Below are 16,768 nucleotides of genomic sequence, written 5' to 3' on the forward strand. Positions count from 1 at the left end.
AGGAGATCGCCTTCGGCTGACAAGGAGCTGCCCGTTCAGTATCCGTAGAGTGGGGGAACCGGCGGACTGCGCCGCCGGTTCCGGCTTGGTCACATACCCAGAGACGCTTTGTAGAGGGCGATCTGGCTGTCACGGCCGATCTGGTCCGTGATCTTTTCCCAGGCCGCGGCAATGGCATCGGCAGTTTCCTGCGCGGAGCCGTATTGGCCGGCAAAGCCCTTCGCCAGTTCGTCCTCGGCAACCGAGTAGTACTGGAAGATGCCCGGTATGCGGGGTTCGATTGCCGCGTTCGGGTGGTTGTAGCTATCAAGGTTGGAGCCGAGATAGTCCTCGATGAAGGCGCGGTCGTAACCGGCTTCTTCCCACTCACCATAGTTGAAGTGCGAATTCCGGTAGGGCTGGAAGCCCGACGGATAGGCCGATGCCCACAGCGACAAGTCCTTGCCACCGAGATGCGCCGCTGCGCTCCATGCGGCCTTCTGTTTCTTTGAGTCGCTGTCGACCGTCGCCATAACGTAAACGCCCCAGCCGATATAGGCCATGTTCGGCGCCTCGTTGTAGGTTTCCTCCCATTCGCCTGTGCCGGAATTGTAGACGCGGTCGGATGCCGGGTTGATGCCAAATCCGACGACATCGCCAACCACCGACGTATCGGAGGTGCGAGCGCTGGAGCCTACATCGCCCCACCACATCAACATCGAACCCGTGCCGGCAAGGAACTGCTGGAATGCGGTTGTGCCCGGATCGGCATTGATCTGGTCGGCCGGATAGGCGCCGGCCTCGATGAGGTCGAGCACATCCTGGATCGCCTGGACCCAACCCGGATTGTTGACCCGAGGCTTCATGGTGTCGGGGTCGAACAGCCATGCCGGATCGGACGGGTGCTTCACATAGGCAGAGGCACGGTTCTCCAGGAAGTAGAATCCGAAGCCGCCCCAACCCTTCAGCGGATCGAGATAGCCGTGGGCGTCGAGACCCGTGAGCGGATCCTTCTTGCCGACGAGTTCCTTGGAGACCTCGTTGATCTCCTGCCAGGTCCTCGGCACGTCGCGGCCGGTCAGCGAACCTTCGCCGAAATAGTCCGTCCGGTAGGCGAAGGAGTGGCAGTCGCCGTCGATCGAAACGCGGTGCGTCTTGCCATCCCAGGTGCCGACAGGCTCCTTTAGGTAACCGACATAGTCGTCCATGTCGATCAACGACTTCACCCAGTCGGGCATCTCCGAAGCCATGCCGCGACCGAGCACGTCGCCTTCGAACGGCGCACCCATTTCGATGATGTCAAAGTCGACCGTTCCCGTGGCGATCGACTGCTGCAGCCGCGCGTTGTAGTCGGCCTGGGCAAGGTCGATCCAGTTGATCTTGGCGCCCGTGTAGGCTTCCCACGGCTTCAGGAAGCCGCGGAACAGGAAGTTGTGCAGGTTCTGGTTGTTCAGACCCATGAATGTCAGCTCGACGCCGGCGAACTCGCCTTCGGCGACGGTTTCCTTGGTCGCGCCAAGGCACATTTCACCGACCTTCTGCCAATCCGCATCGGTGGGCGAACCGGCACCAACGCCTGGTATCTTGAGGATCGCCGCGCGAAGGCTGGCGCTATCCTGCGCCCAGACAGGGCGGGCGCTCAGACCGGTCGCGACACCGCCGATGGCGGATGCCGCCCCGACGCTGGCCGCGCCCTGCAACAGGCGCCGGCGGCTCAGACGTCCCGAACGCAATAAATGATTGTAAAGTCCGACTTTCATTACACTCCTCCCTATGGTGTGCGGTGGTATCGACCTCCCCCGGGCGACTGCGATTGTTACCGATTTTCGGCTATTTCGTTGCGCTCGGACTTCGTGCAATCGCGCCCGAGCCATGGCAGTCGCGCCAATCTCCCGGAAAAAGTGTTTCACTGTTGCCTGAAGCTGTCAAGCGTCTAACATGTTAGCATGTCCAGATGATGGACAGGCCGCGGGGCCTCGACTAAAGCTGCCTTCCGCGACGTATTTCTGGGGGAGGATGTATGGCCGAAGTCACGATACGAGACGTCCGCAAGAACTATGGCTCGATAGAGGTCATTCACGGCGTCGATTTTAACATCGCCGATGGCGAGTTTGTCGTTCTTGTCGGCCCGTCCGGTTGCGGAAAATCCACGCTGTTGCGAATGATTGCCGGACTCGAGGGAATCACGTCGGGCACGATCGCGATCGGCGAGCGGATCGTAAACAACCTGCCGCCGTCGCAGCGCGACATCGCCATGGTCTTCCAGAATTACGCGCTTTACCCGCACAAGACTGTCGCCGCCAACATGGCGTTTTCGCTGCGCATGCGGCGCATGGAAAAGGCCGAGATCGAAAAACGCGTGCAGCACGCAGCGGAGATCCTCGGCCTCCTGCCCTATCTCGACCGGTATCCGCGCGCGCTGTCCGGAGGGCAACGCCAACGCGTGGCCATGGGCCGCGCCATCGTGCGCGATCCGCAGGTGTTCCTGTTCGACGAACCGCTGTCCAACCTCGATGCGAAACTGCGCGTGCAGATGCGCGCCGAAATCCGCGAACTGCACCAGCGCCTGAGCACCACCACGGTCTATGTGACGCACGACCAGATCGAGGCGATGACCATGGCCGACAAGATCGTGGTCATGCAGGACGGGATCATCGAACAGATCGGGTCGCCGCTGCAGCTTTACGACACCCCGGTCAACCGCTTCGTGGCAGGCTTTATCGGCTCGCCATCGATGAACTTCGTCCCAGGCATCGCCCACACGGCGGTCTCCCAGCATATCGCGGCCGGCGGCGCGGATATCCCGATCCCACAACTTCCCGGATTGAACGACGGCCAGAAGGTGACGCTGGGCATCCGCCCCGAACATCTGGAAATCGCCGACGACGGCATTCCGGTGACGGTTTCGGTCATCGAGCCGACCGGCTCGGAAACCCACCTCATCTGCCGATACGGCGATACGGACATCGTCGCCGTGTTCCACGAACGGCACCATTTCCAGGCCGGCCAGACCCTGCATCTGAAGCCGAAAACCGAGTTCGTGCATGTGTTCGACGACGCGAGCGGCGCCCGCATCGAATAGATAAGCGACAGCAAAGAGGGAGACCAGACATGCTCAAGGGGATCGATCCGCGGCTCAACGCCGACGTGCTGGGCGCGTTGCGCGCCATGGGACATGGCGATGTCCTGATCATTTCCGACACCAATTTCCCGTCGGATTCCATCGCCCGCCAGACGGTGCTCGGCGAATTGTTGCGGATGGACAACCTGACGGCTGGCGAAGCGGCGGAGGCGGTGCTTTCGGTTCTACCGCTCGACACTTTCATCGACGATTTCGCCGGTCGCATGGAAATCGTCGGCAGCCCGGACGAGGTTCCGCCGGTGCAGGCGGAAGTGCAGGCCGCGATTGACGCGGCGGAGGGGAAACCACGCCCGATGGTCAGTATCGAACGCTTTGCCTTCTACGATCTGGCCAAGAGCGCCTATGCCGTCATCCAGACCGGCGAACGCCGCTTCTATGGCTGCTTCATGTTCCGCAAAGGGGTGATCGGCCCGGACGAATGAAACCGATTGGCTCACCAGTGACCAGATCCTCGGCGATCCGAACCGAAACCCATAGGTGTGAGTTTGACGATAAATGGTGGGCCCGGAGGGACTCGAACCCCCAACCAAGCGGTTATGAGCCGCCGGCTCTAACCAATTGAGCTACAGGCCCCACGACGCGACAGCCCTAAAGGAATCGCGGCTGCGAAACAAGCGGTTTCAAGCGCCGGTTTCGCGGGCTCGTCGGCCGGCGGCGGCACACCGGGCTTGCTCACGCCGGCCGACATCCTGATTCACATGCCAGTTTCAACCGACTGAAAACACTGGTAAATCACCCCTGCGCGTCGGCCTGCCGCAACGACACGCCTTCGCTTTCGGCGGTCTCCTCGTCGGTGGGATCTTCGGTCGCGTCCCCCTCGCCGGTCTTCCACATCCTGCCGCGTAGTTGGTCCTCCCATTCGGACATGATCTCGCGCACGCGCTTCACGTAGGGCTCGTTCTCGGTTGCCGGGATGTCGAGGCGGTAGAGGCCGGCAAGCTCGATCATCGACTGGCGGTCTATCGCCTCGAATTCGCCGGCCATGTGGGCGGCCTGCGCCGGCTCGACGCCGATCGCCTCCAGCGCCGAGCGGCCGGCCCGCATGGAGCTGTCATAGGTCTCGCGCACGATGTCGCGGCAGCCCGCCGAATAGAGTTCGTAGACATGATGCCGATTGCAGGCGCGGGCCAGGATGTGCAGGTCGGGATATTCCTTGGCCGCGTAACGGACGACCTCGGTAATCTGATCGGCGTTGTCGATGGCGACGACGAACAGTTTCGCATTGGCGATGCCGGCGGCATGCAGCAGGTCAGGGCGGGTCGCATCGCCGAAATAGACCTTGGTGTCGAACTTGCGCAGCATTTCGAGCTGCGCCGAACTGTAGTCGATGACCGTGGTCTCGTAGCCGGCGGCGCGCAGCATACGGTTGACGATGCCGCCGAAGCGGCCATGGCCGGCGATGATGATATCGCGTTTTTCGTCGATCTCGTCGGCCTCGCGTTCGCCGCCGCCAGCGTAGCGCGGTGCGATCACCCGGTCATAGAGAATGAACAGCGCGGGTGTCAGCAGCATTGACAGCGCCACGACCAGCAGCAACAGATCGGCGACCGGCGCCGGGATGACCGAACTGGCGACGGTGAACGACAGCAGCACGAAGCCGAACTCGCCGGCCTGCGCCAGGCCGAGCGCGAACAGCCAGCGGTCGGCGCCGCGCAGGTTGAACACCAGCGCCAGCACCAGCAACACCGTCGCCTTCAAGGCGATCAGCCCGATGGTCAGCCCGGCGATCGTCAGCCAGTTCTCGGCCAGAAGCCCGAAATCGATGCCGGCGCCGACGGTCATGAAGAACAGGCCGAGCAACAGGCCGCGGAACGGGTCGATGTCGGATTCCAGCTCGTGGCGGTATTCGCTGTTGGCGAGCACCACGCCGGCGATGAAAGTGCCGAGCGCCGGCGACAGGCCGACCAGCGACATCAAAAGCGCAATGCCGATGACGATCAACAGCGCGCCGGCGGTGAACAGTTCGCGCAGCCGGGCATGGGCGATGAAGCGGAAGATCGGGCCGGTCAGCACCGAGCCGATGCCGATCACGGCGGCCACCGCGCCGATGGTGACAATCGCGGTTTGCCAGCCATTCAGTCCAGCGACGAGGCTGAGACCGGGACCATGGCCATCGTCGGCTCCGTGGCCTGCGTCGCCATGTGCCGCGTCGCCGTGGCCCGCATCGCCATGCGAAGCGGCATCGGCAGCCAGATCGGCCAGCTCCGGCATGGCCAGCAACGGAATGAAGGCCAGCATCGGGATGACCGCGATATCCTGGAACAGCAGGACAGAGAAACTCGACTGGCCGCCGTCGCTCTTCATCAGCCCCTTTTCGTTCAGGGTCTGCAGCACGATCGCCGTCGACGACAGTGAGAACACCAGGCCGATTGCGAGCGCCACCGTCCATGGCTGGCCGAACGCCATGGCGATCCCCATCACCGCTGCCGCGGTCGCCGTCACCTGCAGGCCGCCGAGACCAAGCAGCTTCATGCGCATCTGCCACAACATGCGCGGTTCGAGTTCGAGACCGACCAGAAACAGCATCATGACCACGCCGAATTCGGCGAAATGCTGAATGCCGATGACATCGACCTGCAGCAGCGCCAGCACCGGGCTGATGACAATGCCGGCGATCAGATAGCCGAGCACGGAGCCCAGTCCGAGCCGCGAGGCAATCGGCACGGAAATGACGCCGGCAATCAGGAAGACGAACGCCATAAGGAGAAAATCGGTCATCGGTAATCGCTTTCTTTCGGTCTGACTTGCGGCGACCTTATACCCAGCTTGTCGCCGCCGTCACCGTCCCTGCCACACATAGGGCGCATTCACATGTCAACGCCGATCAGGGTGGATGGCGAGAAGCAATGGGATGGAATTCATGGTGAAACGGAAACGGGCGCTGACAGGAGCTGTCGCAGGGGCGGCTTTCGCCGGATTGCTGGCGGCCAACCAGGCATTGGCGCAGGATCCGGAACCATTTCCGAAGATCATCGTATCGGGCGAAGGTGTGGAGACCGTCGCGCCCGACATGGCGGTGCTGACACTGAGCGTGGTACGCGAGGCCGAGACGGCGCGCGCGGCGCTCGACGCCAACACAGAGGCGATGGCCGCAGTGTTGCAGTCAATGAAGGACGAGGGCATCGATGACCGCGACCTCAGAACTTCGAATTTCTCCATCGAACCGAGAATCATCTACCCGAAGAGCCGTTCCAATGGCGGGACGAACGAACCGCCGCGCATTGTCGGCTACACGGTGCGCAACAGCCTGACCGTGCGGATCCGCGATCTGGGAAGGGTCGGCGCGATCCTCGACACGTCGGTATCGCTGGGCGTCAACCAGGGCGGGCATATCTCGTTCACCAACGAAGATCCTTCCGCCGCGCTTGCCCAGGCCCGCGTCAAGGCCATGGAGGCGGCGATTGCCAAGGCGCGGCTGCTGGCCGAAACCGCCGGGGTCGATCTGGGCAAGGTGATCGAGATCAACGAATCGGCGCGAAGGCCCGGTCCGGTCGCTTTCGCGCGGGCCGACATGGCGGCGATGGAATCCGCACCGGTTCCGGTCGCGCAGGGCGAAAACGCCTACACGGTGACCGTCAGCGTGACGTTCGGTATCGATCAATAGCGGTCGTCAAACAGCCTGAATCTGCTCAGCGGCTGTTGACCGCCGAGCGGTTTGTCACAGGGTTGCCGGTATTTGCGACATCGGGCGTGGCAAAACGGCCAGTCGCCACAATCTGTACCGCGCACAGCAGTACTCGCACTGAAATACCGCGACCGTAGTTCACGAGCATGCTGTTCCCCTCCGGCGCCCGCGATAAATGACTCCAATATTCCCTAGCGGCAAGTAAACTATCAGCGAGCGGCAGCGAAACTGCACAATTATTTTTGAAATTTCAACACAGTTGGCCCTGCCGAAGCGCTATCGCTGCGGCAGGGCGTTTCATGGAGATTCTCTGGCCGGGCGCGGACCAGCCCACCCACCCAGGTATTTTTTATTCGGCGGAAAGGCCCGGCCAGTTGGCGTCCGCCTTGGCAATGTTGCCCGGAATGTCTTCCGACCAGATGCCCTGAACGGTCTTGGAGTAGTTCAGGTAGAGACGATCGTCGACGACCTTGAACGCCTCGGGATCGACCGGGGCGAGCGACCCCTTGGACGCGGCATAGGCACAGTAGCCGCCGTATTTCGGGGCATATTTGTCCGGGTTGGCCACAAACGCGTCGCGGTTGGCGGCGCTGGCAAAGCGGTAGTTTGCGCCGTCATGGCTGGCGGTGAAGTCGGCGCTGCCCTGAATGGCGGCGTCATCGGTGAAGTAGGCGACCGGGTCGTAGCCGGAGATGGCGAGGCCATCGTCTGCGGTGTTGACCTTGCCGGCTTGAGCCGGAACGGACACGACAAATGCAGCTGCGACCGCCAGGGTTGCGGTTTCGAGAAATGCTCGGCGAGACTGGATCACGGTTGGTCCTCCTTGGTAAGACTGCCGAAACATCGTCATCCGGCGCGTGTTCCGCAATGCAAAGACTGTCACGGACGAACACGAGGCGGTGACCTTCAGTTGATCGTCCGCATCCAGTACTCCATCGGCTTTGCGGTCTCGCTGTCGTCGCCGACGTCCTTCCAGGAAAACTCCGTGCGCATGCCCTCGATCCGGCGGTAGCCACGGTTGCGCCAGAAGCCGTCGAGCGGCACATGGTTTTCGGGACGCAGCGGATGGTCTGCCGGCCGCAGAACGGCGGAGAAGATGCATTTGGCCAATCCCTGCCGGAGCGCCTCGGCTTCGCGCTCTTCAAAAAAGCGCACGCCGATCCCCTGCCCGCGATATGCCGGGAGCAGCACCGACTCGCCGAAATAGAAGAAGTCGCCGACCTCAAGCCCGCGCTCGGCGAACGGCCGGGCGAACTCCTCGCGGTGCTGGGCAAGCGGCGAAGCGGTGGCGGCGCCGACGAGTACCTCGCCGACAAACGCGCCACAGACGAACGCGCCCGGCGCATCGAGATAGGTTTTCAGATAGTTCCGCTCGTAACCGATATCGCCATCATACAGGTAGGGCCAAGCTCTGAAAATGGTGATACGAAGCCGTGCAAGCTCCTCAAAACGCTGCGAAATCTCGGTCGCGCCCAATGGGCGAACGAAGACGCCCATCAATCCTTTTCCGCGACCTGGGCAATCCAGCCATGCAGGTTGTAGTAGGTGGTGACCCGCGTGATCAGCCCGTCATCCACTTCAAAGAAGATGCCAGCCGGCAGCGAATAGGTCTGGCCGTTGGCCGGGGGGAGACCCTCGGCGGTCGCGAGATAGGCGCCGTGGACGGTGAACTCGGCTGCCGCGCGCACGCCGCCCGGCGCAACCATGATCGCGATGTCGTCCAGCCGCTCGCGATAATGGCGCGCCATCGTCGCGTTGAACCAGCGGAACTTGTCGCGGCCAATTTCGCGGCCGCCCTGGTTGATGTCATGGGCAACATCCTCGTGCAGGCAATCCAGCATGCCAACAGAGTCGCCGGCATTGAACGCATCGAGATAACGTTCGATCAGCGCGCGGGTTTCAGCCTCAGCCATGTTCATCCTCATCCAGGTCAGCCAGATCTTCAAATGCGGTTGCGGTGACAGCGAACGCCACCACCGGTTCCCTTATGTCAGCGATGCGCCGGTAGAACCGGTCCGCATCATGATTGTCCGACACTGTCGTCAGCCAGACATAGTTACCTCCCCTCGCACGTGCATGCGCGGCGGCGGCGGACATCAAACGGCGTCCGATGCCGCTATTCCGATAGGGTTCGGCCACGAAGAGGTCGCTGATGTAGAACCCCGCGGCGGCATGCGCGGTTTCGATCGCCGGCAGCAAGCCGACATAGCCGACCGCCTGGCCGTCCACGCAGGCAACCAGCGTCGTCATGTCGGCGGCGGGATCCAGCATCCTCGAATGCACAAATTCCCGGGTCAGGAGATCGTCTGGATCGCCGTGCGAACGGGCCAAGCCGAGTGCGAGTTCAAGCACGGATTCCGCATCATCCGGCGTCGCGCGCCGGACGGCGACGGCGCTCATCACATACCCCCATCGACCATGTGATCCAGATACTCGCCCTCATGTGCCATGTCCTGTTCGAAAGCCGTGACGCGGGCGCGCATCGACATCGAGGCTTCATGCACGGACGCGGGCGAACCCGAAATCAACGGGTGCCAGTCGTGCAGCGGCTTGCCCTCGGCAAGCAACCGGTAGGCGCAGGTCTTCGGCAGCCAGGGGATGGTGCCGACATTGTCAGCGGTCAGCGGCACGCAGTCGGGCACCTTCGCCACACGGTTCGCATAGTCCGTGCAACGGCAATCCTTGGCGTCGAACAACCGGCAGGCGACGGACGTGAAGTAGATCTGGTCGGTGTCGTCGTCGATCAGCTTGGACATGCAGCATTTGCCGCAACCATCGCAAAGACTCTCCCACTCCGCCGGTGTCATCTCCGCCAGTTTCTTGGTTTCCCAGAAGCGTTGCTTGCTGCCGTCGGTCTTGAGCGCCTGTTTCATGCCAGCGAACAAGCACATCATGCGAACGCAGACAAGCCGCCGGAGTTAGCTACCTTCCTTCTTCACGCTCCTGCCGAGGCGCAGCAGCGACTGGCGCAATTCTTCATCCTCAATGCCGGCTGCGAGTTTCTCGAGCTGCGCCTCCTCCTGACCCGAGAGCGAACGCCGACGGGGCGGCGCCGGCTTGTCACCGGAGACCGGCTTTTGGACGAGTTGCAGGCGCTCGATCGCGCGAAATCCGAAAAACGCGTTGACGCGTTGAATGATCTCACCGGACTGGTGCTGCACATGCAGCGCCGCCATCGCGTCGGCCGCGACGACCAGGGTGGCGGGCCGAAACGGATCGTCTTCATTGGCCCGACGCGGCCAGTTGATCTTCTCCGGGCGGGTTTTGTCGGCCAGGACGGACGTGACGATTTCGGGCCAGGCGGCAAGCAGGGCGGTGGTCATGCCGGCGCGTCGGGCCAACACCGGGTCCAGAACAGCCGAGACAAGCCCGCCGACGGGTTCCGGCGCGGTTCGCCGCCGCCCGCTTCGTTTCCGGTCCTGCCCCTCACGTTTCGCCAAGTCTACTCGGCTCCCCGGCCTTTTCCGCGACGGGAATCGCGGCCGCAAGTACCGTTAGTGTGACAACAAATGCGCTGTTCAGCAAATCGTGCTCGAAGATGATCCCCGGCGCGCCGCTCACCGCGTAGGCCGCCGACAGCACCCCCGCGATGGCGACCCGTATCCGCCAGGCGTCGTCGCGCGGCGCACGCAACGCAATTGCGACCGGGGCGGCAAGCACGGCCAGCAAGGCCAGGAGCCCGGCAATTCCCGCGTCCAGCAGAGCCGCCAGATATCCATTGTGCGGATGTGTGTAGTCGACCAGATGGCGCATATCGGCGTCGACATGCGCACCGAGTGCGTCCATGCGGCCGGCCAGACCGTAACCCGTCAGCGGGGCATCGAGGACAGCTTTCCAGCCACTTTGCCACATGAGCAGCCGCCGTCCGGTGGAACTGTCGTAGGAACCGCTGTCGCTGACCAGCACGATATCGAGGTAGAAGGCCTGGACACGCTCGGCGACCGGGACGGATGCAATCAGCAGGCCGCTCAAGACGAGCGCAATCGATGCCGCGAAACCAGCCACATAGACGCGCTTCGGCAAGGCCCGCGTGATCGCCCATCCCACCAGCACCGTGGCAATCGGCAACACAATCCAGAGCGTCCGCATGCCAGAGGCGATCACGCAGCCGACCATCGCCAGATAGGAGGCCATGCCGAGCCAGCGCCGCGCCGTTCGCGGCGATGCTGCGTTCAGGGCGCCGATGGAGCCGAAGATGACCGACATCGTCGCAAACACGCCGGCATTTCCGCAAAAGGCGGTGGCGCGCAATCCGGTCAGCGCGCCCTGATATACGGCCAGAGGCAAGGCAAGCAGAGCCGCGAAACCGCATGCCAGGACGAAGCCGTCGAGAACGACACGCGGGGAGGTGTAGCGAAGACGCGAACCGACCAACAACGGCGAAAGGAAGACAAGCGTGCTGAGCAACAACGGCGCCGCCCCGAAGCCATTGTGGTACAATGTCGCCACGATCTTGACCGCCGCATAGCAGCCGCAGGCGATCGCCGCAGCAACCAACGGTCCGTCGCGCGCAATGACGGTTCGCCGAATGATCGGTGTGACGATCGCCCAGACAAAGGCGCACCAAAGGACAACGGTCAAGAAGCTGCCAAACAGTGGCGCGCTTGCGCCGATGAAAAACAGCCAGATGCGATTGGCCCGATCGCGTGGTTCGAGCGGGGCGAGGCTTCGGTACAAAGCGGCCGGATCAAGATTGATCGCTGAAGGAAGCGCGGACGCTTGATCTGTCGACCCGCGATCGCGCATGACGGCGTTCATGACTACGCTATCTCGATCTCATGGGTGTAAAAGCTCGCACGCCGTTTCCCTGCTCGACTGGTATGACCGGCACGCGCGGGAAATGCCCTGGCGCACACCGCCCGGTGAAATCGCCGATGGTGTCCGTCCCGACCCATTCCGGGTATGGCTGTCGGAGATCATGCTCCAACAGACAACCGTATCGGCGGTAAACAAGTACTTCACCAAATTCACACGATTGTGGCCTTCTGTGGAAAAACTTGCCGCCGCCAGCGAGGCGGATGTGCTGAAGGCCTGGGCGGGGCTCGGATATTACTCGCGGGCGCGCAACCTGAAGCGGTGCGCCGACCTGATCGCAGCCGACCATGGCGGCCGTTTCCCGAACACGGCGCAGGAACTGGCAAAATTGCCGGGCATCGGCGCATACACCAGCGCCGCGATTGCGGCGATCGCGTTTGGCGAGGCAGTGCCGGTCGTCGACGGGAATGTCGAGAGGGTCATCACCCGGCTCCATGCACTGTCGACGCCGCTGCCATCGGCCAAACCGGAGATCCGGCAGCTCACCGCCGCCATGCTCGATCATGACCGGCCCGGGGACTTCGCCCAGGCCATGATGGACCTCGGAGCGACCATCTGCACGCCGAAGAAGCCCGCCTGCCTGCATTGTCCGCTCAACATATCGTGTCAGGCGCTTGCAAACGGCGACCCTGAGCATTTTCCGGTCAAGGCACCGAAGCGGGCCAGACCCACCCGGCAGGGCGCCGCCTTCGTGCTGACGAATGGCGATGGCGCCATCCTTGTCGAACAGCGGGGAGACAAAGGTTTGCTGGCCGGCATGACACAGGTCCCGACGAGCGCATGGAACGCACGGCAGGACGGATCCACCGATCTTTCCGCGGCGCCGTCACAAGCAGCCGCCTGGGTACATTGCGGCAGCATCGAGCACGTATTCACCCACTTTGAACTGCGCCTGCAGGTTTACCGCGCCCATGGCGATGTGCAGCTTGCGTCCGGCCAATGGTGGAGCCCGCCGGAGACGATTGCCGGCGAGGCCCTACCAACCGTCATGAAAAAAGTGTTGGCTCGGGCCCTGCAGCACGAATCAGATCACGACCTGTAAGGCACTTCGAACCGAAAGATCTGGACCGAGAAACCTGGACCGAGAGACCTGGACCGAACCATGACCGAGATCCGGCACATTGTATTCGACATCGGCAAGGTGTTGATTCACTACGACCCCGAAATCCCGTTCCGCCGGATCATCGCCGACGACCGCCGCCGCGCATGGTTTCTCAGCGAAGTCTGCTCGCCGCAATGGAATGTCGAGCAGGACCGCGGCCGCAACTGGCAGGACGCGGAAATGGAGTTGATCGACCGGTTTCCCGACGAGGCCGACAACATTCGCGCCTTCCGCCAAAACTGGAACGAGATGGTTCCCTACGCCTACGAGCGCAGCGTCGCGATCTTGCAGCAACTGCTGTCGGACGGCCACGATGTGACCATGTTGACGAACTTCGCCTCCGACACGTTCCGCGAGGCGCAGGCAAAATACCCGTTCCTGGTGGCATCGCGCGGCGTGACCGTTTCCGGCGACATCGGGATCATCAAGCCCGATCCGGCTATCTATGCGCGCCATACCAAGGATTTCGGTCTGGAGGCGGCGGCAACGCTGTTCATCGACGACAGCGAGAAGAATGTGATCGCGGCGCGCGAATTCGGCTGGAGCGCAGTGCTGTTCGAAGACGCAGAGGGACTGGTGCGCGATCTGTCCGACCGCGGCATCGCGGTCGACTGACACGGGCGTCTCAAGCCCCGGCGACGGCCATCGTCTTGCGGATCTCGGCGCGCAGCACATCGATCGGCTGCAGCGCGCCTTTCTCCTCGAAATGCCAGAACGTCCAGCCGTTGCAGGCATCCAACCCCTGCACAACCGCGCCGGTACGGTGGATCGAGGCCTGTTCGCCGTCATGCGCCAGCGAGCCGTCGGCCTGCACGGTCGCCTGCCAGCGCCGCTTCGCATCGGTCAGCACCGCGCCGGGCTTGAGCAATCCGGCCTCGAGCAGCGACACAAAGGCGACGCGCGGCTGCGCCCGTTTGCTCGCCACCAGCTTCAGCGTGTTCGCTTCCGCCGGTTCGACCGCATCGATGCGCGCCTGCGCAGCCTCGATATAGGCCTGTTCGCGTTCAATGCCGATAAAACGCCGGCCAAGCCGCTTGGCGACCGCGCCGGTCGTGCCGGAGCCGAAGAACGGATCGAGCACGACATCGCCGGGCTTCGACGACGCCATCAGCACACGGGCCAGCAACGCCTCCGGCTTCTGGGTCGGATGGACCTTGCTGCCGTTTTCATCCTTCAGGCGCTCGCCGCCATTGCAGATCGGAAACAGCCAATCGGAACGCATCTGCAGGTCGTCATTGGAGGCTTTCAAAGCCTCATAGTTGAAGGTGTAGCCCTTCGCGTCCTGATCGCGCGACGCCCAGATCATCGTTTCGTGGGCATTCTGGAACCGGCGGCCGCGAAAGTTCGGCATCGGGTTGGTCTTGCGCCACACGACATCGTTGAGAATCCAGAAGCCGATGTCCTGCAGCGTCGCGCCGACGCGGAAAATGTTGTGATAAGAACCGATGACCCAGATTGTTCCATTCGGCTTGAGAACGCGGCGTGCGGCGAGCAGCCAGGCACGCGAAAAGGCGTCATAGGCCTGGAAGGAATCGAACTGGTCCCAGTGATCGTCCACCGCATCGACCTTCGACTGGTCCGGCCGGTGCAAGTCGCCGTCGAGCTGCAGATTGTAGGGCGGGTCGGCGAAGATCACGTCGACGCTGTTGTCGGGCAGCGCGTCCAGCGCGGCCACGCAGTCTCCCTTGACGATACCGTCGAGGATATCTTCCAGCTTGAACTGAGGCTTTGCGGAAGACGGAACGTCATCGCGCGAGGAAACGAGGCGAACGGAACTCATGATACACCCGGGCTACGCAGAACACTGCCCGACATGGTTACCCAACGCGGTTAATGGCGGGTTAGCGCGAAAGGAAGAATTGCGCGTTAGAGCCCGCGTGGAACGGCACTACGGCGTATCGTAGGGCCCTTCATCGAACCCGACGAACACCTGCATGCTGCGCGGATTGCTGTCGGGAACGACAACCTGCTCGTCCTTGTAGATGAACTGCGTCGCACCGGCCCCCGGCGCAACCGCGACCGGCACATTGCCAAGTTGCGAGTACGGCACATTGGCGCCCTGCTTGATGGCCACGCGCACCGGCAGAACGAGATCGCCCGCCACGCCCTTCGGACCATTGACCACACGCCCGGCGGCGGCGACGGTCATCAGGAGAAATCCGTCGCGGTACTTGCACGTCCGCGTCACGTCAGTGATCGTCGCCTGATAGACGACCTCGTCGGGATTGTCCTCGTTGTTCTTGGTGTAGGTGCGGAGAATTGCGGTGCCGTCGCGCAGGACCGGGCGTGGACAGAAGGCGCGCAAATCGTCGACAGTCAGGTCGTCGGTCGTCGCCGAACCGAGCGTGTCCTCGATACTTGCGGTCTGGCACGCCCCCAAGGCGACCAATGCGATAAGGCCTGACAAGCGGGTAGCGACCGCGATTCTCTTGGAGGGCATTTTCATTCCGTTGTTCTTGAAACTGTTTTTCTGGATAACAGAAAGATGGCAATCCTGCGATGACCGGCGGCACAATCCAAGGCTTTGACCATTCCGTCAATGGTTGCGCAAGCGACGTTTCGTCCAACACCCTTTAGAACCTGTCGGAATTCCGCTAAGCAGCGTGCGGCGAACCGGTCAACATGGCGTTCCGACCGGTTGGATAATCGAAAACTGCGAGCGACATTCCGTGAAGTACACCAGCACACGCGGCGAGGCCCCTGCCCTCGGTTTCTGCGACACAATGCTTGCCGGACTGGCCAGCGACGGCGGACTATATCTGCCGCAGGAATGGCCGCAACTTGAAGCGGGCGATATCAAGGCGCTGCGCGGCAAGTCGTACAGCGACATCGCGATCGAAGTCATGTGGCCGTTTGTCGAGGGCGAGATTCGACGCGACACGTTTGAGACGATCGTCCGCGAAGCCTACGCCACTTTCCGCCACGAGGCGGTGTGCCCGCTGGTGCAGACCGGGTCCAACGAGTTCGTGCTCGAGCTGTTTCACGGCCCGACACTGGCATTCAAGGACGTGGCGATGCAGCTTATCGGCCGCCTGATGGATCATGTGCTACGCGAACAGGACAAGCGCGCGACAATCGTCGGCGCGACTTCGGGCGATACCGGCGGGGCGGCAATCGAGGCGTTTGCGGGGCGCGAGCGCACCGACATTTTCATCCTGTTCCCGCAGGGGCGCGTTTCACCGGTACAGCAACGCCAGATGACCGGATCGAATGCCGCCAACGTGCATGCGCTGGCAATTGACGGCAATTTCGACGATTGCCAGGGCCTTTTGAAAGACATGTTCAATCACGGCGCCTTTCGCGACCGCGTGAAGCTGTCGGGCGTGAATTCCATCAACTGGGCGCGCATCATGGCGCAGGTGGTCTACTACTTCACATCAGCGCTGTCGCTCGGCGCGCCCGACCGGCCGGTTTCGTTTACGGTGCCGACGGGCAATTTCGGCGACATCTTCGCCGGCTATGTCGCCAAACGCATGGGTCTGCCGATCGAGACCCTGGTGATCGCGACCAACGACAACGACATCCTGGCACGGGCGCTTGAAAGCGGCACCTACGAAATGCGCGACGTCATCAAGACCACCTCGCCGTCCATGGATATCCAGATTTCGTCGAATTTCGAGCGGCTGCTGTTCGATGCCGGGGGCCGCGATGCGGCAGCGGTGCGCAACGTGATGGCGCAACTCAAGCAGGCGCGCCGCTTCGACCTGCCGCAAGCCGCCCTGACCGCGATCCGCGCCGAATTCGCCGCCGGGACCGCCCTCGTGGGCGAAACGGCGGCGACCATTCGCGATGTCAACGAGGCGTCCGGCTACCTTCTCGATCCGCATACGGCGATTGGCGTCCACGTGGCGCGTGCGCATGCGACGGCGGCAACGCCAATGGTCGTTCTGGGAACCGCGCATCCCGCGAAGTTTCCCGCGGCCGTCGAGGCGGCGTCGGGTGTCTACCCGGCCCTGCCGGCCTGGCTGTCCGATCTGATGGATAAACAGGAGCGTTTTGCCGCGCTTCCATCTGATCTCAAAATAGTGGAAGATCATATATTACAGCATGCCCGGGCCGCGCATTGACGTAGCGCCCGGTGAATAAAAAAGTACGGCGGAAGCAT

18 protein-coding genes and 1 tRNA gene are annotated in these 16,768 nt (G+C 62.6%); 6 read left to right on the plus strand and 13 right to left on the minus strand.

Features of this window, described 5'->3' with window-relative positions; all coding sequences use genetic code 11:
- Window positions 1-89: 89 nt before the first annotated feature.
- Window positions 90-1,739, minus strand: a complete 1,650-nt coding sequence (locus tag ACO06R_RS17400) for an extracellular solute-binding protein (protein ID WP_421852964.1) — start codon at window positions 1,737-1,739, stop codon at window positions 90-92.
- Between the two features lie 260 nt (window positions 1,740-1,999).
- Here ACO06R_RS17400 and ACO06R_RS17405 point away from each other — a divergent pair, with 260 nt between their 5' ends.
- The gene (locus tag ACO06R_RS17405) at window positions 2,000-3,061 is read left to right on the plus strand and encodes an ABC transporter ATP-binding protein (protein ID WP_421852967.1); all 1,062 of its coding nucleotides are present in this window, start codon (window positions 2,000-2,002) and stop codon (window positions 3,059-3,061) included.
- Between the two features lie 29 nt (window positions 3,062-3,090).
- The gene (locus ACO06R_RS17410) at window positions 3,091-3,543 is read left to right on the plus strand and encodes an RbsD/FucU family protein (RefSeq protein WP_421852970.1); all 453 of its coding nucleotides are present in this window, start codon (window positions 3,091-3,093) and stop codon (window positions 3,541-3,543) included.
- Window positions 3,544-3,617: 74 nt separating this feature from the next.
- Here the strand turns inward: ACO06R_RS17410 and ACO06R_RS17415 are convergent.
- Window positions 3,618-3,694: transfer RNA gene (locus tag ACO06R_RS17415), tRNA-Ile, on the minus strand.
- A 159-nt stretch (window positions 3,695-3,853) separates the two neighbouring features.
- Window positions 3,854-5,839 (minus strand): cation:proton antiporter, encoded by a 1,986-nt coding sequence (locus tag ACO06R_RS17420; protein ID WP_421852973.1) that lies wholly within the window; start codon window positions 5,837-5,839, stop codon window positions 3,854-3,856.
- A gap of 142 nt (window positions 5,840-5,981) precedes the next feature.
- On the opposite strand from ACO06R_RS17420, the gene ACO06R_RS17425 reads away from it, so the two are divergent.
- On the plus strand, window positions 5,982-6,725 hold the full coding sequence (locus ACO06R_RS17425; RefSeq protein ID WP_421852976.1) for an SIMPL domain-containing protein: 744 nt from the start codon (window positions 5,982-5,984) through the stop codon (window positions 6,723-6,725).
- Window positions 6,726-6,750: 25 nt separating this feature from the next.
- On the opposite strand, the gene ACO06R_RS17430 is transcribed toward ACO06R_RS17425, so the two are convergent.
- The 8 genes from ACO06R_RS17430 to ACO06R_RS17465 all read right to left on the minus strand — a co-directional run bounded on the left by ACO06R_RS17430 (window position 6,751) and on the right by ACO06R_RS17465 (window position 11,327).
- The gene (locus tag ACO06R_RS17430) at window positions 6,751-6,894 is read right to left on the minus strand and encodes a hypothetical protein (RefSeq protein ID WP_421852978.1); all 144 of its coding nucleotides are present in this window, start codon (window positions 6,892-6,894) and stop codon (window positions 6,751-6,753) included.
- Window positions 6,895-7,095: 201 nt separating this feature from the next.
- A complete protein-coding gene (locus tag ACO06R_RS17435; RefSeq protein ID WP_421852981.1) occupies window positions 7,096-7,557 on the minus strand; it encodes a YHS domain-containing (seleno)protein in 462 nt (153 codons plus the stop codon).
- A 95-nt stretch (window positions 7,558-7,652) separates the two neighbouring features.
- Complete coding sequence (locus ACO06R_RS17440; protein WP_421852984.1) at window positions 7,653-8,243, minus strand: GNAT family N-acetyltransferase; 591 nt, start codon at window positions 8,241-8,243, stop codon at window positions 7,653-7,655.
- The gene (locus tag ACO06R_RS17445) at window positions 8,243-8,659 is read right to left on the minus strand and encodes a ketosteroid isomerase-related protein (protein ID WP_421852987.1); all 417 of its coding nucleotides are present in this window, start codon (window positions 8,657-8,659) and stop codon (window positions 8,243-8,245) included. The genes ACO06R_RS17440 and ACO06R_RS17445 overlap by 1 nt, the downstream gene beginning before the upstream one ends.
- Window positions 8,652-9,146: a GNAT family N-acetyltransferase gene (locus ACO06R_RS17450; RefSeq protein ID WP_421852990.1), complete on the minus strand. Its 495-nt coding sequence runs from the start codon at window positions 9,144-9,146 to the stop codon at window positions 8,652-8,654. The genes ACO06R_RS17445 and ACO06R_RS17450 overlap by 8 nt, the downstream gene beginning before the upstream one ends.
- Complete coding sequence (locus ACO06R_RS17455; protein WP_421852993.1) at window positions 9,146-9,619, minus strand: YcgN family cysteine cluster protein; 474 nt, start codon at window positions 9,617-9,619, stop codon at window positions 9,146-9,148. Before ACO06R_RS17455 ends, ACO06R_RS17450 begins: the two co-directional genes overlap by 1 nt.
- 45 nt (window positions 9,620-9,664) lie before the next feature.
- Entirely contained in the window at window positions 9,665-10,186 is a 522-nt protein-coding gene (locus ACO06R_RS17460; RefSeq protein ID WP_421852995.1) for a DUF721 domain-containing protein, read from the minus strand.
- The gene (locus ACO06R_RS17465; RefSeq protein ID WP_421852998.1) at window positions 10,173-11,327 is read right to left on the minus strand and encodes an O-antigen ligase family protein; all 1,155 of its coding nucleotides are present in this window, start codon (window positions 11,325-11,327) and stop codon (window positions 10,173-10,175) included. Before ACO06R_RS17465 ends, ACO06R_RS17460 begins: the two co-directional genes overlap by 14 nt.
- A gap of 175 nt (window positions 11,328-11,502) precedes the next feature.
- Here ACO06R_RS17465 and mutY point away from each other — a divergent pair, with 175 nt between their 5' ends.
- Entirely contained in the window at window positions 11,503-12,603 is a 1,101-nt protein-coding gene (mutY, locus tag ACO06R_RS17470) for an A/G-specific adenine glycosylase (protein ID WP_421859495.1), read from the plus strand.
- Between the two features lie 60 nt (window positions 12,604-12,663).
- Complete coding sequence (locus tag ACO06R_RS17475) at window positions 12,664-13,278, plus strand: HAD family hydrolase (RefSeq protein ID WP_421853001.1); 615 nt, start codon at window positions 12,664-12,666, stop codon at window positions 13,276-13,278.
- A gap of 10 nt (window positions 13,279-13,288) precedes the next feature.
- Here ACO06R_RS17475 and ACO06R_RS17480 read toward each other — a convergent pair whose 3' ends face one another.
- Both ACO06R_RS17480 and ACO06R_RS17485 read right to left on the minus strand, forming a co-directional pair.
- Window positions 13,289-14,443: a site-specific DNA-methyltransferase gene (locus ACO06R_RS17480; RefSeq protein WP_421853004.1), complete on the minus strand. Its 1,155-nt coding sequence runs from the start codon at window positions 14,441-14,443 to the stop codon at window positions 13,289-13,291.
- 108 nt (window positions 14,444-14,551) lie between these two features.
- Complete coding sequence (locus ACO06R_RS17485) at window positions 14,552-15,103, minus strand: hypothetical protein (RefSeq protein ID WP_421853007.1); 552 nt, start codon at window positions 15,101-15,103, stop codon at window positions 14,552-14,554.
- A 229-nt stretch (window positions 15,104-15,332) separates the two neighbouring features.
- Here ACO06R_RS17485 and thrC point away from each other — a divergent pair, with 229 nt between their 5' ends.
- Complete coding sequence (thrC, locus tag ACO06R_RS17490) at window positions 15,333-16,730, plus strand: threonine synthase (RefSeq protein WP_421853010.1); 1,398 nt, start codon at window positions 15,333-15,335, stop codon at window positions 16,728-16,730.
- The last annotated feature ends 38 nt before the right edge of the window (window positions 16,731-16,768 follow it).

It is taken from the genome of Oricola sp., assembly GCF_965230365.1.
Lineage (GTDB): Bacteria > Pseudomonadota > Alphaproteobacteria > Rhizobiales > Rhizobiaceae > Oricola.

Bases quoted from the DNA above. Each gene is read 5' to 3' on its own strand.
- ACO06R_RS17445 (WP_421852987.1), bottom strand. From the start codon at position 8,659: ATGGCTGAGGCTGAAACCCGCGCGCTGATCGAACGTTATCTCGATGCG.
- ACO06R_RS17480 (WP_421853004.1), bottom strand. From the start codon at position 14,443: ATGAGTTCCGTTCGCCTCGTTTCCTCGCGCGATGACGTTCCGTCTTCC.
- ACO06R_RS17420 (WP_421852973.1), bottom strand. From the start codon at position 5,839: ATGACCGATTTTCTCCTTATGGCGTTCGTCTTCCTGATTGCCGGCGTC.
- ACO06R_RS17425 (WP_421852976.1), top strand. From the start codon at position 5,982: ATGGTGAAACGGAAACGGGCGCTGACAGGAGCTGTCGCAGGGGCGGCT.
- ACO06R_RS17485 (WP_421853007.1), bottom strand. From the start codon at position 15,103: ATGCCCTCCAAGAGAATCGCGGTCGCTACCCGCTTGTCAGGCCTTATC.
- ACO06R_RS17475 (WP_421853001.1), top strand. From the start codon at position 12,664: ATGACCGAGATCCGGCACATTGTATTCGACATCGGCAAGGTGTTGATT.
- mutY (WP_421859495.1), top strand. From the start codon at position 11,503: ATGACTACGCTATCTCGATCTCATGGGTGTAAAAGCTCGCACGCCGTT.
- ACO06R_RS17430 (WP_421852978.1), bottom strand. From the start codon at position 6,894: ATGCTCGTGAACTACGGTCGCGGTATTTCAGTGCGAGTACTGCTGTGC.
- ACO06R_RS17455 (WP_421852993.1), bottom strand. From the start codon at position 9,619: ATGAAACAGGCGCTCAAGACCGACGGCAGCAAGCAACGCTTCTGGGAA.
- ACO06R_RS17410 (WP_421852970.1), top strand. From the start codon at position 3,091: ATGCTCAAGGGGATCGATCCGCGGCTCAACGCCGACGTGCTGGGCGCG.
- ACO06R_RS17400 (WP_421852964.1), bottom strand. From the start codon at position 1,739: ATGAAAGTCGGACTTTACAATCATTTATTGCGTTCGGGACGTCTGAGC.
- ACO06R_RS17440 (WP_421852984.1), bottom strand. From the start codon at position 8,243: ATGGGCGTCTTCGTTCGCCCATTGGGCGCGACCGAGATTTCGCAGCGT.
- ACO06R_RS17405 (WP_421852967.1), top strand. From the start codon at position 2,000: ATGGCCGAAGTCACGATACGAGACGTCCGCAAGAACTATGGCTCGATA.
- ACO06R_RS17450 (WP_421852990.1), bottom strand. From the start codon at position 9,146: ATGAGCGCCGTCGCCGTCCGGCGCGCGACGCCGGATGATGCGGAATCC.